At 61.7% G+C, this 16,355-nt stretch carries 10 protein-coding genes; 4 read left to right on the top strand and 6 right to left on the bottom strand.

The window, feature by feature from the left end; translation table 11 throughout:
- Positions 1–122 precede the first annotated feature (122 nt).
- Positions 123–2,672 carry a glycoside hydrolase family 2 TIM barrel-domain containing protein gene (locus GOB94_RS12680; RefSeq protein WP_182276261.1) on the bottom strand — a complete coding sequence of 850 codons (2,550 nt, stop codon included), beginning with the start codon at positions 2,670–2,672 and terminating at the stop codon, positions 123–125.
- 185 nt (positions 2,673–2,857) lie between these two features.
- Between GOB94_RS12680 and GOB94_RS12675 the strand changes: the two genes are divergently transcribed.
- The gene (locus tag GOB94_RS12675; RefSeq protein WP_182276260.1) at positions 2,858–3,985 is read left to right on the top strand and encodes a glycoside hydrolase family 88 protein; all 1,128 of its coding nucleotides are present in this window, start codon (positions 2,858–2,860) and stop codon (positions 3,983–3,985) included.
- A 68-nt stretch (positions 3,986–4,053) separates the two neighbouring features.
- Here the strand turns inward: GOB94_RS12675 and GOB94_RS12670 are convergent, their stop codons facing one another.
- Complete coding sequence (locus tag GOB94_RS12670) at positions 4,054–5,256, bottom strand: alginate lyase family protein (RefSeq protein WP_182276259.1); 1,203 nt, start codon at positions 5,254–5,256, stop codon at positions 4,054–4,056.
- A gap of 568 nt (positions 5,257–5,824) precedes the next feature.
- Between GOB94_RS12670 and GOB94_RS12665 the strand changes: the two genes are divergently transcribed.
- Positions 5,825–6,994 (top strand): GntR family transcriptional regulator, encoded by a 1,170-nt coding sequence (locus GOB94_RS12665; RefSeq protein WP_182276258.1) that lies wholly within the window; start codon positions 5,825–5,827, stop codon positions 6,992–6,994.
- A gap of 118 nt (positions 6,995–7,112) precedes the next feature.
- Positions 7,113–8,435, top strand: a complete 1,323-nt coding sequence (locus GOB94_RS12660; RefSeq protein ID WP_182276257.1) for a sugar porter family MFS transporter — start codon at positions 7,113–7,115, stop codon at positions 8,433–8,435.
- A gap of 1 nt (position 8,436) precedes the next feature.
- Here GOB94_RS12660 and GOB94_RS12655 read toward each other — a convergent pair whose 3' ends face one another.
- The 4 genes from GOB94_RS12655 to cysD are packed head-to-tail and all read right to left on the bottom strand — an operon-like array spanning position 8,437 to position 12,587.
- A complete protein-coding gene (locus tag GOB94_RS12655) occupies positions 8,437–9,270 on the bottom strand; it encodes a sulfite exporter TauE/SafE family protein (RefSeq protein ID WP_182276256.1) in 834 nt (277 codons plus the stop codon).
- Between the two features lie 12 nt (positions 9,271–9,282).
- A complete protein-coding gene (locus GOB94_RS12650; protein WP_182276255.1) occupies positions 9,283–10,005 on the bottom strand; it encodes a phosphoadenylyl-sulfate reductase in 723 nt (240 codons plus the stop codon).
- Positions 10,002–11,636: a sulfate adenylyltransferase subunit CysN gene (cysN, locus tag GOB94_RS12645; RefSeq protein ID WP_182276254.1), complete on the bottom strand. Its 1,635-nt coding sequence runs from the start codon at positions 11,634–11,636 to the stop codon at positions 10,002–10,004. The genes GOB94_RS12650 and cysN overlap by 4 nt, the downstream gene beginning before the upstream one ends.
- Positions 11,637–12,587: a sulfate adenylyltransferase subunit CysD gene (cysD, locus tag GOB94_RS12640; RefSeq protein ID WP_182276253.1), complete on the bottom strand. Its 951-nt coding sequence runs from the start codon at positions 12,585–12,587 to the stop codon at positions 11,637–11,639.
- A gap of 560 nt (positions 12,588–13,147) precedes the next feature.
- On the opposite strand from cysD, the gene GOB94_RS12635 reads away from it, so the two are divergent.
- Positions 13,148–16,327, top strand: coding sequence for a carboxypeptidase-like regulatory domain-containing protein (locus GOB94_RS12635; RefSeq protein ID WP_346265623.1), 3,180 nt, complete (start codon positions 13,148–13,150; stop codon positions 16,325–16,327).
- Positions 16,328–16,355: the final 28 nt, after the last annotated feature.

The following is a 16,355-nucleotide window of genomic DNA, read 5'->3' as shown; positions in this document are numbered from 1 at the left end:
CAGTCAACAGCCTTTCGATGTAAGCAGTTGACCGTCCTTCCGGGTAGATAATGGTTACATCATTTTGGTTGATTTTGTCTATCTATTGAACAATATCAACCGAGGATTTCGAGGTATCGTTCTCAGGTTGCCGATAGCGTCAACAGGGCCGTGGGCAGTCCCTGCGATGAGATGGCTATGCCGCTTTCGCCTGCGCCCCGCTGGAGCGTGATCTCCGCTCGACCGTTGTAGAGCTGCACGACGCGTGAGCCGGTGGAGGTGCCGCGGTTGTCGATGAGCGTGCCATCACCGGAAAGAGTGAAGCGGACCTCGTTCTTTGCATCGAGGCAGAGGACGCCGTTAGCGTCGTGCAGCGTGGCGAGCACGGTGAGGGTGGAGGCGTCGCTGGACTTCTCGACGAGTTTGAAGTGTGCGGGCGCGGACCATGTCTCGGTCTGGTAGGTGAACTCGATCTCGTCCGTGATCGGCGCATCGCTGGCGGGCTTTGCAATGACCTTGAGATGGTTGCGGCCGGGCTTGAAGGTTGTCTGCCAGCGCAGGCCGGCGCAGGGGTAGTCCTGGCTGTCGCGGTGTTTTGTGCCGAGCGAGACTCCGTTGAGAAAGACCTCAGCCTGCGGGCAGTTGGAGTAGACCTTGACGAGCTTCTTCTCATCCGCCGCGCCCCAGCGCACAGGCCAGGTGTGGCCGTAGAGGCGCACCATCGGCTTCTGGGCCCAGTAGGACTGGAAGACGTAGTAGCCCTCCTTGGGGGTCATGTCGCGTTCGATCATGCCCTTCTGGTTCACGCGCGGGACGGGGTTTTCAACGCGCAGCGGCGTGGTGAAGTCTTTGAAGATCCACTGCGCGGCGCCGGAGAGCCAGGGCGTCGACTCTTGCACCTTGAGCGTCCAGTCGAAGAGGTTGCAGGCGTAGGTCTCGGACCAGTCACCGTCGCGGGAGACGCGCGCATCGCCGCCGGTGCTCTTGTAGGCGAGGCCGCGCTCGTCGGTGCCGTGGCCGGTGGCGATCTGGTCGACGATGCGGTCGGGGTCTTCAGAGTGGCGGTGAGCGTGGCTGTCTGCGCCCCACTCGATGTGGATGAGGCGTTTGACGCGCTTGCGCTGGGTTTCGAGCGACTGCTGGTACTCGGTGAAACGACCGCTGTACCAGCCGGCCCAGATGGAGGGCGAGTAGACGTCGGGGATGTCGCGCGCGAAGTCGCAGCGGCGATAGCTGGTGTAGCGCGAGCTGTCGAGCTGATGCGCGAGTGTGTTGAGCTCGGACATGTAGGTGCGGATATTGTCCTTGTCGGTCTGCGCGAGATCGGGATACTCGGTGGGCCAGTCGTCCTCGTTGCCGAGGCCCCAGAAGATGACCGCCGGATGGTTGAAGTGCTGGTCGATCATGTTGTGGAGCTTGTCGCGGCCCATCTGCCGCCAGCGCGGGCCGGCGATGCCGGAGCGGCACCAGGGAATTTCTTCCCATACGAGGATGCCGAGCTCGTCGCAGAGGTCGAGTACGAGCCGCGATTGCTGGTAGTGAGCGAGACGGATGAAGTTCGCACCGACCTCTTTGATGAGCTGGAACTCCTGCCGCGTGATGTCATCGGGGATGGCGGCGGCGTAGCCTGCGTGGTCTTCATGACGGTGCGTGCCGCGGAGCAGAAGGCGCTCGCCGTTGAGGTGGAACGGGCCGTCTACGATGAAGTCGATGTGGCGGACGCCGAAGCGCTCCGTGAGACTGTGCGTGCCCGAGGCGGAAGTGAGCGTGATGCGGCATTGGTAGAGCTGCGGCGAGGCGGGCGACCAGAGCTCGGGCTTCGAGAGCGCGAAGGTGGCGAGGTCGCGCTCGCCGGTGAAGGCAGTGCTGGAGGCCTGCGCTTCGTGCCATGCGATCTGTTTGCTGGCAATGACCTTGCCACCTGGGTCGAGGAGGTCGAGCGTTAGTTTGGCGTCGTCGGTGGCGAGGCTGGCGGGGTTGTAGAGGCGGCCGGTGAGAGTGATCTTTGCAGGCGCGTGTGCGTCGGCTAACTCGACGTGCGCGTGGATGGCTTCGACGGAGAGCGCCGGCAGGTAGACCAGAGTGGCGTGGCGGTAGAGGCCGCCGTAGAGCGTGAAGTCCGAAAGGTCCGAGGGCATCCGCTCGACGTCGTGGCTGTTGTTGCAGCGGACGGCGAGGCGGAGGCCGGCGGGTTCGCCCTTGGCTGCGGGTGTGGAGGCGGACTTCGCCGCGGCTTCGGTGATGTCGACGACGAACTCGTCGTAGCCGCCGACGTGCTGCGCCAGATGCTGGTCGCCGAGGTAAACATCGGTGGTCTGCCCTGCCCCACCGAAGTGCAGCAGCGTGCGGCCGTTGGTGTGGGGGTTCGCCAGCGTGAGGTGCGTGCGATACCAACCTTCTCCGCGGTAGGCGGGCGTGTCGGGGTCGCAGGCGTCGTAGTGGTTGAAGCAGTGCGGCAGGCTGATGGGCTGCCAGACGGCGATCTCGCCCTTGTTCCAGACCTCCCATGTGTCGTCGAGCGGGCCCTGGAAGTACTCCCAGTGGCCGGTGAGACGTTGCATGGTGGCGTCGGCGGACTGGTCGGCGGAGAGGCCTGCGAGTGAACGCGACCACGCGGGTGCGACGGGCAACGCGACGGCTAGGGCGGCGCCTGCGGAGCGGGAGAGAAACTGGCGGCGGGAGAGTGCGGTCATGAGAAGAGCGGTCGCCTTTGCTTGCAGTGGCCGAGGACGCAGGCCATATTGTTTGAGGATGCTACTAACAGAGTAAAACTGGTATAGTCGCTTGCGCAGTGTATTGTCAAAGAGTTTTGCACGGAAGATGTTCTAACTGGAGGGTTGACGTGAGGCAATGGGTTCGTTGGAGTGCGGTGGGCCTGATGGCTGCAGTGGTCAGCACGGGCGCGTGGGCGCAGGCAGGCGTGACGAAGTCGAAATCGGTGACGGAGAAAGAAGCGGCGGGCGATTCGCCGGCCGATCCGGGGCCGCTGGCAACGGACGTTTCGAGCAAGCTCGACCGCAAGGATGTCGACGCGGCGATGAAAAAAGTGGCCAAGTGGCAGATTTCATATGCACAAAAAAAGTTCAACCAGCAGTGGACCTACGCGCCACTGTATGAGGGGCTTCTGATGGAGTCGCACGCAGCTAAAGACCCGGCCTCCGAGGAAGCTGTGGTGAAGATGGCCGAGGGCTTCGACTGGAAGCTGCTCGAAGACCGCTTTCCCCACGCCGACGACATGGCCCTGGGACGGGCGTACCTGGAGCTCTACCAGCAGAAGCCGGAGCCGGTGAAGATCGCTGCGACGAAGGAGACCCTGGACCGGCTGGTGGCGCGGCAGGACGACCCGAAGAAGCTGCTGTGGTGGTGGTGCGATGCGCTCTACATGGCCCCGCCGGTGCTGGCGCGGATGTCGAAGATTACGGGCGACAGGAAGTATCTGGACACCATGGACAAGGAGTGGTGGGAGACCTATGACGTGCTCTACGACAAGCAGGAGGACCTGTACTTCCGCGATGAGACCTTTCTGCACAAGACGGAGAAGAACAGCAAGCCGCTGTTCTGGTCGCGCGGCAATGGCTGGGTGCTCGCAGGGCTGGCACAGGTGCTGGAGCTGATGCCGAAAGACTACCCGACGCGTCCGAAGTACGAGGCCGAGTTCAAGGCGATGGCCGCGAAGATCGCTTCGTTGCAGCCCCCGGACGGCGTGTGGCGGACGGGGCTGCTCGATCCGGAGAGCTACTCGGCGGGGGAGATCTCCGGCACGGCGTTCTATACCTATGCGATGACCTGGGGCGTAAACCATGGACTGCTGGATGCCAAGGTGTACAAGCCGGTGATCGCGAAGGGTTGGGCAGGGATGGTTTCGCACATCTATGCGGACGGGCGGCTGGGCGCGATCCAGCCGATCGGCGCGGCGCCGGACTCGTTCACGGCATCGTCGAGCTACGTGTACGGCGTGGGCGGGTTCCTGCTGGCGGGGAGCGAGATCGACAAGATGAAGAAGTAATCGCGAAGACGAAGACGCCGCGTTCGCTGATGAGGCGGGCGCGGCGTTTTTATTGCACGATGGCGACGCTAGACCCAGAGCATCGGCTGGCGGATGGGATAGTTGCGGATGATCTCGGGGACCTTGGGGTCGGGGTTGAGGGTCTTCCAGAGCGCGATATACTGCGGGTCGTTGTACGCGAGGCCGCCGAAGAGCAGGCTGGGCTGACGCACGGGCAGATCGTCGAAGTACTCGACGTCGTGGGGGTACGGCCAGAACTTCTTGTCGGCGATGAAGGGCTCCATGTACGCAACGGCCTTGCGAAGGCCGCGGCCATCGGGGAGCTGGAAGGTGAAGAGATCGTCCTGCGGCGTGGAGAGGATCTGCGCGATAGTCGCGAGGATGTCGAGATCGAAGAGGGAGTAGCTGTAGGGCTTGGTGCGTGCGGCCTCCAGCGGGAGACTGCCGTTGGCAGCGACCTGGTTGGGGATGAGTACGGTACGGAAGCGGTCGCGGCAGTACTGCTGCAGCGAGGCGTCGCCGGTGAAGCGGGCGAACTCGGCGACCTGCATGACCCAGCAGCTGCCGTGGTTGTTCTTCGCATCGCGCTCGTCGGCGCCGTTCTTTGTGGTGGTGAGCCAGTGCAGATAGTCCGAGAACCAGCCCTGCAGCTTGACCTGCTCATCGAGGGTGAAGACATCGGAATCGACGAGGAAGTGCGCTGCACGCGCCGGCTCGACGAGGTGGATGGTGTCGATGATGCCGATGCCGCGGCCCTTGGTGATGCCGAAGATGGCCTGCGCGTACTGCAGGTTGGGGTTCATGCGCGAGGCCGGATCAATGAACCAGGCGCGAAGGTGTGCGGCGGCCTGCTCGGCGTAGCGGCGCTGGCGGGTAAGCTTCCACGCGGCGGTAAGCGCGGGCACGATGAGGCTGAGGCGGATGAGGGCCTCGCGATGCGCGTTGAAGTTGTCCGGGTTGGAGAAGCCGTCCTGGCGGATATAGGGGCCGCCGGGGTGTTTGGGGTCGGGCCACCAGTAGTCGCCCTCGGAGAAGTAGTCATGCAGGCCGCCGGCGCTGCGCGTGCTGTGCGAGGTGGTGATAGTGACGGGCTCGGCGTTGAGATACCCATTGGCGGCACGAAGGATGCGTGAGCGGTCGATCGCGGCCACATTGACAGCTACCTTATGAGGGCTGGCGAAGAGTTTGCCGGGGCCGATGGCGGCGAGGGCTGCGGAGCCACCCGCAAGACAGAAACGGCGGCGGCTGAGAGACGAGCGAACGACGGACATCGGGTACTCCTGGAGCCTGGGTGCTTTGTGCGGGTGAGGATGGCAGGGGCCATCGGGTTTGTTATACAGCCTGCCCATGCATGGCCTGTTGCGATGCGGATGACCGTTGTGGTTCGCCGCCAACGACCTACGGACAAAGAGGACGATGCCAAGGCAAGAGACACCCAGCCGAACGTGGAGCAGCGCTGCCGGATCGGGATAAAAACAGCATGGGACTGCCGGAGAGGATACGTCAAGCTGCAGCCGCTCACCGCACATCGGTAACGGTAAAGCCGTCCGCGCAGACTATCGAGAGCGCTCGAGCTGACTAGTCCTGAACGCCGTGCAGTTGGCAGATAGACAACGAGCAGCATCAAGACGATTGCCTTCATCATCTACTCTTCGTGCTTGAAACTCTTGTTTTAGAAGAGATTCCCCACAGACAGAGCCAAATTGCGGGCTTGATAGATGGTCAAAATGACTATGCCGTTTTTCCAAAATGCTGTCTACATTTGTATAGGTCAAGTTGTACTATTATCGCGCGCTCTAAACCACGAAAAGCTGCATAGTGCAGGAGGCCTGAACGCTTATGTTGACCGAAGAGTTTCAAAAGGCTAGTTTCAGCGAACCGCCACAGAAGGCAGTCGACAAGAACCAGCCGAAGTACAGGCAGATTGTGGACAGCCTGCGGACAGGGATCACCTCCGGACAGTATCGCCACGGAGGCCGGCTGCCGAGCGAGGCAGAACTGGTGCGCCGGTTCGGCGTGAGCCGCATGACCGCCGTAAAGGCCGTGCAGCAGTTGCAGCAGGAAGGACTGCTGGTACGCCGCGCGGGCTCTGGCACCTATGCCGCGGACGTTCCGCGCGGACAGAAGGCGGTCTTCGGGCTAATCATCCCGGACCTAGGACAGACGGAGATCTTTGAGCCGATCTGTAAAGGAATGACGGGTGCCCCCGCGGGCGCGGGTGGACAGAGCTGGTCGCTGGCGTGGGGCCACTCCGCTACGGCGACGACACACAAGGACGTGGAAGCGGAGCAGCTTTGCCAGCAGTATATTGACCAGCAGGTTTCAGGCGTATTCTTTGCGCCGCTGGAGTTCGGACCGCGGCGCGACCTGGTGAACCGGCGCATACTGAAGGTGCTGAAGGCGGCGCGCATCCCTGTGGTGCTGTTGGACCGCTGCGTGCTGGAGTACCCGGCACGCTGTGAGCATGACATTGTAGGGCTGGATAATCGACGGGCCGGTTACGTGATGGCTGAGCACCTGATCCATGCCGGGGCGAAGCGGATCGGTTTCTTCGCGCGTGAGGGCTCGGCGGAGACGGTGGACGACCGCATTGCGGGCTGTCGCGAGGCGCTGTTTGCGCATGGGCTGTCGTTGCCGCCGTCGCGCGTGGTGCGGGCGGAGCCCTCCGATACGACAGCGATCGCCAATGCGCTGGAGCGCGAGCACTTCGATGCACTGCTGTGCGCGAACGATTACACGGCTGCGCGGCTGATGCGCAGCCTGCATACGCTGGGTGTGCGCGTACCACAGGACCTGCGCATCGCCGGCTTCGATGATGTGACCTACGCGGAGCTACTGCCGGTGCCACTAACGACGCTCCACCAGCCGTGTCTGCAGATTGGCGCGGCCGCAGTGGCAACGATGTTGGACCGGATTGCGAACCCGCTGCTGCCGGCGCGGTCCGTTCTGCTGAGCGGGCACGTGGTGGTACGGCAGTCGTGCGGCGCCACGCAGGTGGCCAGCGCATGACGTCGATGACGGCCTACTGCAGGCACACGCCGATCCATACATGTGAGCATCCAGTATCTGGACAGTAAGATGCTGTCAGTGTTTGAATCGCGACGGGCCTTTTGAAACGGAGAACGAGTTGAACAAATATCTACTGAAAGCCACCGTCGTCGGGGCGCTGGGTGGGCTGCTCTTCGGCTTCGACACCGCCGTAATCGCAGGAACAACGCAGCAACTCACCGACATCTTCCACCTGACGCCGACGACGCTGGGGCTCACGGTCTCCATCGGGCTCATCGGCACGATCATCGGCGCGATGACCTCCGGCGTACTGGGGCAGAAGATCGGCGGGCGCGAGGCGCTGCGCGTGATGGCGCTGCTCTATCTGCTGTCGTCCATCGGCTGCGCGTTCGCGTGGAACTGGGATGTGCTGATGGTGGCGCGCTTCATCGGCGGGCTGGGCATCGGCGGTTCAAGTGTGCTGGGCCCGGTGTACATCGCGGAGCTGGCGCCGGCGAAGTATCGTGGCCGCATGGTGGGCATGTTCCAGATCAACATCGTGGTTGGCATCCTGTTGGCCTATCTGTCGAACTTCATCATCACGACGATGCACCTGGGCGACCACCAATGGCGCTGGGAGTTTGGCGTCGCGATCATACCGTCGCTGCTGTTCCTCGTGATGCTATACGGCATCCCGCGCAGCTCGCGCTGGTTGGTGACGACGAACCAGACGGACGAGGCGCTCGACGTGCTGCGGCTGATGGGCTCTCCGAACTCGGAAGAAGAGCTGCAGGAGATCATCGCGTCCGTGCATCTGGAAGAAGGTGTTCACGACGAGCCGTTGTTTCAGCGCAAGTACGCGCTGCCGATCTTTCTCGCCGTGACGGTGGGTATGTTCAATCAACTCTCAGGCATCAACGCGATTCTTTACTACCTGAACTCGATCTTCGCGGCAGCGGGCTTTGGAGCGACCTCGGCTGCGCTGCAGAGTGTGGCAATCGGGCTGGTGAACCTCGTAGCAACGCTGCTGGGCATGAGCCTGATCGACAAGCTAGGCCGCAAGACGCTGCTGATGATCGGCGCGGCAGGCATGGTCATTGCTCTCGGCGGCGTTGCCGCGGTGTTCTATACCAACACGCACCAGGCGCTGCTGATGTGGCTGCTGATGATGTTCATCACGTTCTTCGCGCTGAGCCAGGGCGCAGTGATCTGGGTCTATATCTCCGAGGTCTTTCCCTCACGCGTGCGTTCGAAGGGACAGAGCCTGGGCTCGTCGTCACACTGGGTGATGAACGCAATCATTGCGCAGGCGTTTCCACTGATCGCAGCGCACTCTCACGCAGCGCCGTTCGTCTTCTTTGCGGGAATGATGGCAGTGATGTTCCTGGTCGTGCTCTTCATCTACCCCGAGACGAAGGGGCAGACGCTTGAGAAGATCCAGGCGAACTTCGGTATCCACTAGCTCAGTTGTGATTTGAGGTGTCACCGCTCTTGCGAGCTGCGAGCACCGTGCTGCTCGCGGCAGGCTTTGCCTTCGCCCTCTCCGACTTAGAGACGGCGTTGTAGCAGAACTGGATGCCGATGACGGTTAGCCACAGGCTGAGCGCGAGTCGCAGGGTGCGGTTAGGAATCTTCGGTGCGAAGCTCGAGGCGAGGATGCCGCCGAGAACGCCGCCGATCGCCATCTTGATGAGGATGGCCGTGGCATACTGGCCGCCGATCATGTGCACGCCGCTGCCGACGAGCGCGATGACGAGACCAAACGCGAGATCCGTGCCCACAACCTGCGGCGCGGTGAGGTTCGTCATGCTCAACAACGCAACGGTGCCGAGCGCGCCAGCACCCGACGACGAGAAACCGACCTCTGCCCCGATCGGCAGCATGATAAGACCTATGAGCTTGGAGCGGTCTTCGTTGGGACGTGAAATTCCCGCAGGGCGGAAGTGGCGATAGATGTGCCAGCCCGACGTGAAGATGATGATGGCGCCTAGTGCGAAGTACAGCACACCGCGCGGGCCGCTGTGCGCAACACGCTTGAAAAAGAGCGAGCCGATGACGACACCAGGTAAACCACCAAGGAGCATCCAGCCCAGCACACGATAGTTCACCTGGCGGCGCACCACCTGCACCGGCACCACGATGAGCTTAACGATTGCCGAGTAGGCAAGCGCCGTTGAGACCGCGATCTCCAGCGGCACATGCATGAACAGGATCAGCAGCGGAGCTGTGATCACGCCTGCACCGACGCCCGTAAGCGCGATGACGACGGCGATGAGAAATCCGATGAGGTAATCCATGACCAGGCTTTCTTATTGCTGCGGTGAACGCTGCGCTTCGTCGGACGAACTGGGAAGGTGGATGCCGCACTCAAGCTTCTGGCCGCCCCAGCGGCCCGAGCGAGGATCGTTAGGATCGAGGGGGAGTGACGTGCAAGGCTCGCAGCCGATGCTGGTATACCCCTTGTCGTAGAGGCTAAGCAGTGGAATGTTGTGCTGTGCCGCGTAGGTCCAGACGTCTTTCGCCGACCATTCTGTCAGCGGCGAAAGCTTGCGAATGCTCCGACCTGAAGGCAGCGGAAAGTCATCGATCTCTTTGAGTGCAGCGCGGCTCTTAGCCTGCTCGCGACGCAAGCCAGTGAACCAGACGGCGTAGCTTTCCAACGCAGCAAAGAGCGGTTGCACCTTCCGCAGACCGCAGCAGCGCGTGGGATCGGACTGATTGAGGATGCCGAACTGCGACTCCTGCTGCGCGACCGTGATCGCGGGAAAGATATTGATGAGATTCATCTGCCACTCTCGTGCCATGCGGTCGCGGTACTCAAGGACCTCGGCGAAGTGGTAACCGGTTTCGAGGAAGAGCACTGGAACGTCCGGCAGCCGCTGTTGCACGATGTGGAGCAGCACCATGTCCTCGGCCTGAAAGCTGTTCGTGAACGCGATAGGGCCCGTGGCGGCGGCGATCTCCGCCGCGACGAGCTGCTCGACAGCAGCGACCTTCTCAGAGGTCGTGAGTGACGTCAAAGTTTCGCTCATGCAGGTCTCCTGAGGCTCTGAGCGACGACCTCTTCTGGTGTAACGAAGGTGCGCGCTTCAAGCGTGTTGAACTCTGCGAGAGCGGCGAGCGTCTGCGCGGGGACGTCGCCTTCAACAAGGACGATGAGGCCGAGCGCGAGCAGAGCACGAAGTGTCTTCTCCGCAAGCACTGCGGTCCGGACAACGAGAGCACCTTGTTCGAGGAGTTGGTGTTCGACCTCCGCGATGGGCAGCGTAGACGCGGCGGTGAAGACGACAAGCGCAGACGCGTGTGTTGGAGCGCTTCCCTGCTCTGTCTCAAGACCACGACGAATCATGCCGGCAGCAAGCGTCGCATTGGTGTGCGGGTCGATGAGGATGAAGCTGCCGGTGGCGCGGTTCTGCGTATACGCATCGAAGAAGAGTGAACGCGTGAGTTCAAGCTCCACAGTGCCGACATCGTTCATGCCGAGCGAGTGAACTGCTTCTTCAGCCAGCGTGTGGATGTTGGTGCGGTACTGCACGCGAGTGACGCGCGCAGGCACTGTGGCCGAGCCATGCTTTAGCAGGTACGGATGGTGTGTCTCGAGCTTGTTCGCGTCGAACCAGACGAGTGATGCCTCAAGCGCTGTTGCCTGCTGCGGCTGTGAGCCGGGTGTCGTGATGATGTCGCCGCGACTGATATCGAGCTCATCTTCGAGCGTAAAGGCGATGGAGAGCGGCGCGGTCGCTTCGGCGAGGTCGCCGTCGAAGGTAGTGATGGCCGTGACGCGGCTGGTGCGGCCCGAGGGCAGTGCAACGATAGTGTCGCCGGGACGTAGCGTGCCGGAAGCAATCTGTCCTGCGAAACCGCGATAGTGCTGGTCTGGCCGGATGACGCGCTGCACGGCCATGCGGAATGGCTGCCCTGCCGCATCTGTCCAAACGGGCACTTGCTCAAGGTGTTCGAGCAACGATGGGCCGGCGTACCACGGCGTGCGCGTGCTGCGCTCGACGACGTTGTCGCCATCGAGTGCGCTGACCGGGATCGTTGTGAGCGACGCGTTGCCGTACTGCTTCACCAACTCTGCGAAGTCGCGCTCGATGGTGCGGTAGACATCCTCGGAGAAGTTAACGAGGTCCATCTTGTTGACCGCCGCGACGAGGTGCCTGATGCCGAGCAGCGACGCAATATACGCATGGCGACGCGACTGCGTGAGAATGCCCTTACGCGCATCAATGAGGATGATGGCGAGGTCCGCAGTGGAAGCGCCGGTGGCCATATTGCGCGTGTACTGCTCGTGGCCGGGTGTGTCCGCGATGATGAACTTGCGGCGTTGCGTGGCGAAGTAGCGGTAGGCGACGTCGATGGTGATGCCCTGCTCGCGCTCGGCGCGCAGGCCGTCGGTAAGCAGCGCGAAGTCGATGGTTGCGCGTCCTTCCCCGGACCCAGCGCCGATCTGCTTGCCGGTCACGGCGCGGACCTGGTCCTCGTAGACGTTGCGCGAGTCATAGAGCAGACGGCCGATGAGCGTGGACTTCCCGTCGTCCACCGAACCTGCGGTAGAGAAGCGCAGCAGGTCCTTAGCCTCTTCTGCCGCGAGAAACTCTTCGATAGCGAAGGTGCTGATGTTGTTCGTCTCCGGTTCGAGGAGGGATTCGTTGAATGACATTTAGAAGTAGCCCTCGCGTTTTTTGATCTCCATGGAGCCATCGGTGTCGTGGTCGATGACGCGGTTCGCGCGCTCGGAGGTGCGGAAGCCGACGAGCTCCGCGATGATCTTCGGGATCGTGTCCGCATCGGAACGGATAGCGCCAGTGCAGGGGCTGCAGCCCAGCGAGCGCAGCCGTGAGTTGACCCACTGCTCTTCACCAGGTAGCGACTTCACGAACGCCTGCTCGACCGGAATGAGCGAATCGCCGCGAACGATCATGCGGCGCGGCTTCGCGTAGTAGAGCGGCACGATCGGAATATCTTCCAACAGGATGTAGTGCCAGATGTCGAGCTCCGTCCAGTTGCTGAGCGGGAAGACGCGAATGCTCTCGCCAGGCGAGATGCGGGCGTTATAGAGGTTCCAGACCTCTGGCCGCTGGTTCTTCGGGTCCCACTGGCCGGCCTTGTCGCGGAAGCTGAAGATGCGTTCCTTCGCGCGGGACTTCTCTTCGTCGCGGCGCGCACCGCCAAACGCTGCATCGTAGCCACCATCGCGCAGGCCATCAAGCAGCGCCTGTGTCTTGAGCAGAGCGCAGCAGCGCTGCGTGCCCAGCGCAACCGGGTTTGCGCCGTCGGCAATCGCCTCTTCATTGCGCCAGACGCGGAGATCGAGGTTCAGCTCGCGCGCAAGGTTGTCGCGGAAGGTGAGCATCTCGTGGAACTTGTAGCCGGTGTCGATATGCAGCAGCGGGAACGGGATGGTGCCGGGGAAGAAAGCCTTCTGCGCAAGACGCAGCATCACCGAGGAGTCCTTGCCGATGGAGTAGAGCATGACCGGCTTCTGGAACTCAGCCGCGACCTCACGGAAGATGTGGATGCTCTCGGCCTCAAGCAGCTTGAGGTGCGAAAGACGCGCAGACGTGATGGCCGCGCTGTGTAGGTGTGGCTCGGAGATCGTCGAAACGCTCATGCGGTTGGCTGGTTCCTTCTGATTAGTGATCTGCGAGTGAGAAAAAGAAAACCCACTCGCCGGTTCGGAGTGGGTGCTTGTTTCTTGCGTGTTGGACTGGCTAAGAGCCTATCGACAACATGCGCACCCGCAGGAACACGCCTGACAGCAACAGCTGCAGCAGGTGAGGCAAGCGGGGGTACGGTGCATAACCATCTCTGTTAAGGATGGAGGATAGGGCCTTATTTGTCAATCGTTCGCGGCAGTGGAGTTGACTCGAAGATGCATTCCCGTTATGTTCTGAAGACCGTGTTGGCCTTTATCCAGACCGCCTGTTGCCGCTGTTGCGTTTGTCGCAATGCGATGACGGCTGCGTCGGTGTAAGGCTCGCAATGATGCTTCAGAACTGATTCTCTCAGTCTGACGAAACAACATAAGAGCGATAGAACCCACGCAGAAGCCACATACGGCGCGTGGGTTTTTCTGTTGCTCCCGCGCCACTCCCGCACAACTTCCCGCTACGAAGCACCAGCAGCTTCAGCCTATTGCCTCTCACAGCCATGCCACACCAGGAGATGATTTTGAAGATCGTAAGCAAGACCCGACTCGTCGCACTCGCACTGCTAATCTCAGCCGGATCGCAAGCCCAGGTGGTGGGCGGCACCATCTCAGGCCGCGTGGTTGACGCGACCGGCGCCGTGATTCCCGCAGCACAGGTGCAGGTACGCAACGATGACACCGGGGCCGTCCGCAACTTGAAGACCAACAATGACGGCGAGTTCTCTGCACCGTCGGAGCCTGTTGGCAACTACACAGTAGAGGCCGACGCGCAGGGTTTTTCGCAATACAAGAATGCAGGTGTGACGCTGACGATTGGGCAGACGCTGGAGCTGACATTGCGGCTGCAGGCGGCGGGCTCAGCTACGATCACCGTGCAGGAGACGCAGTCGTCAGTGAACACTACAACGGAACAAACTGCAGGCCTCGTCAATTCTCGACAGGTAAAGGAGTTGCCGCTGAACGGGCGCAGCTACGACCAATTGATCACGCTCAACCCCGGCACGGTGAACACGACCAACCAGCGCAGTGGCGGGACGGGTACTTCAAACTCATCGGTCGGCAGCATGTTCTCCGTGTCTGGGCGCAGACCTCAGGACAATCTCTTCCTGCTGAATGGCATTGAGTACACCGGAGCCTCGCTGATCAACGTGACGCCGGGCGGCACCTCCGGACAGTTGCTCGGCATCGACGGCATCCACGAGTTCAATGTGGAGAGCGACACCTACTCGGCCGCGTACGGCAAACGCGACGGCGCGCAGATCTCCATCGTCACCACAAGCGGCACCAATCAGCTGCATGGCGATGTCTACGAGTTTGCACGCAACAGCTTCTTCGACGCGCGCAACTACTTTGACGGTGCACGCATCCCCGAGTTTCAGCGTAACAACTATGGCGCTGCTCTTGGTGGACCGCTGCGCAAGGACAAGCTCTTTCTCTTCGGCAACTATGAAGGCTACAGGCAGAACCTGGGCGAGAGCCTGGTGACGCTGGTACCGGATGCCGCATCACGCGCGAAGGCCGTTGCCAGTGTGCAGCCGTTGCTGAATCTCTGGCCTATCGCGAACGGACCTGAGGTAACCACCAACGGTGCGTCCACTGGCATCGCCGAGTGGATCGGCACCGCGCCGCAGCACATCCGCGAAGACTTTGGCACAGCGCGCTTCGATCAAACGATCAGCCCCACGGACAATCTCTTTGCCGTGTACACGGTGGACGATTCAACGGCGATCTCGCCTTCGGCCGACCCCTATTCTTATGTGAATGAGGCGCTCCGTGAGCAGGTGGCGAGCGTGCAGGAGCAACACATCTTTGCGAAGGCCGTAAACGTGGCACGGTTCGGTTACTCGCGCGCCAGCTTCGCCTTCGATGGCTATGTCCCCGCCGCACAGCAGGCGCTTGCACCGAGTGTGCGGCCGGGCGTGCCGACGTATGCTGTGGTGATCGCCGGATCGACCGCGTCGAACGGCGCGTCCTCCATCACAACTGCAGGAGCCAACGTAGGAGCAAACAACACGATCACGCGCAACCTGCTCACGTTTGACGATCACGCATACTACACAGTGGGTAAGCACACGATTCAGGGTGGCGTGTGGGTGCAGCGGCTGCAGTCGAACGACAACCTGGCGCAGGACCAGTACGGGCAGGCGTCCTTCGCTTCACTCAGCACCTTCCTCGCCGGCACCATCAAGACTTTCACCTACGCGCCGCAGACGACAGAACTCGGATGGCGCACGCTCTTTGTCAACGCCTTCCTCGAAGACACCTACCACATCACGCCACGGCTTGAGGTACGTGCTGGCTTCCGCAGCGAGAGCTCAACCGGTTGGAGCGAGTCCCAGGGTCGCGCAGGTGTCTACACCTTTACGAACGGTGTCATCAGCTCGACGCCAAGCATCCAGCAGAATGCCATCACCGATAACCACGCACTGTTTCTACCCGAGCCCCGCCTCGGCGTCGCATGGAACGTCTTTGGCAACGGCCGCACGAGCGTAACCGCAGGTGCCGGCTTGCATCACTCGCTGCTGGACGCGCTGGACTACCGGCTCGATCAGGCTGCGCCTTACAACACTGTGTACTCCTACTCCAGCACGACCGTGGCGAACCCAACGAGCGGCTCGCCGCAGGTCTCGCCTTCCACTGTTGATACAGGCATCCGCACGCCGACGCTGCTTGCCTACGACCTGAAGATCGAGCAGCAGCTCGCGCCGGGCACAACATTCTCCGTGGGCTACAACGGTTCGCATAGCTACCACCAGATTCTGAACGGCGACCTGAATGAGCCGGCATATCAAGTGCTCACAAACGGAACGATCTACTACCCAACCACGACGAAGGCCAACCCGGCAGTCGCCAACACAACCTCCTGGTGGAGCGGCGGTAGTGGCAACTACAACGCACTCATCCTCGACCTGAAGAGCGATGTACGAAATGGCCCTGCGCGCGGACTGCTGTTGCGCGCGAACTACACATGGTCCAAGAACCTCGACGATGGCTCTGCCTGGAACACCTCTGTTTCGTCCAACACTCCGGCCTTTGTCTCCGTGCCTTCGCTTCCCCATCTCGACTACGGCCCGGCGGCCACCGATATTCGAAACTCCGCTGCGATCAACGCGACCTATGAGCTTCCCTTCGGAAGCGGCAAATCGTTCTTCGCTAATGCAGGCCGCACCACCGAGTCGTTCGTCTCCGGTTGGTCGTTCTCGACCATCGCAAACATCTTCAGCGGGTTTCCATTCTCTCCGCAGCTTGGCTACAACCCCACCGGCTCCGGAGACTCACGCAACCCTGTTCGTCCAGATGTGAACCCCAACTTCTCAGGCAGGCTCTATCCAGGAGGAGGCACGGCACAGCGCGCAGCACAGTACTTCAACCCCAACGCCTTTTCTGCACCGGCCTACGGCACCGTGGGCAATGCGGGCCGCGACGGTCTAGTCGGGCCGGGTTATGCGGACTGGGATGTCTCCCTATTGAAGTCAACCGTACTGACCGAACGCGTCCACGCGCAGTTTCGTGCGGAGTTCTTCAACGTACTCAACCACACCAACCTGCAGCTGCCCAACGAGGTCGTGTACTCGGCGGGCCCAACGCAGGGAACGACTGCGAACCAGAACACCGTAGCCTCATTCGGATCTCCAGGTGTGATCTCTGCGACCGCGAACACCAGCCGACAGATTCAACTCAGCGTCAAGGTCCTGTTCTAACCACTGACCGTCGCATGTACTGCACGCG

The sequence above is a fragment of the Granulicella sp. 5B5 genome (genome assembly GCF_014083945.1).
GTDB lineage: Bacteria > Acidobacteriota > Terriglobia > Terriglobales > Acidobacteriaceae > Granulicella.
Note: the sequence above shows the minus strand (reverse complement) of the source record. Positions and strands in the feature narration are given on the sequence as shown.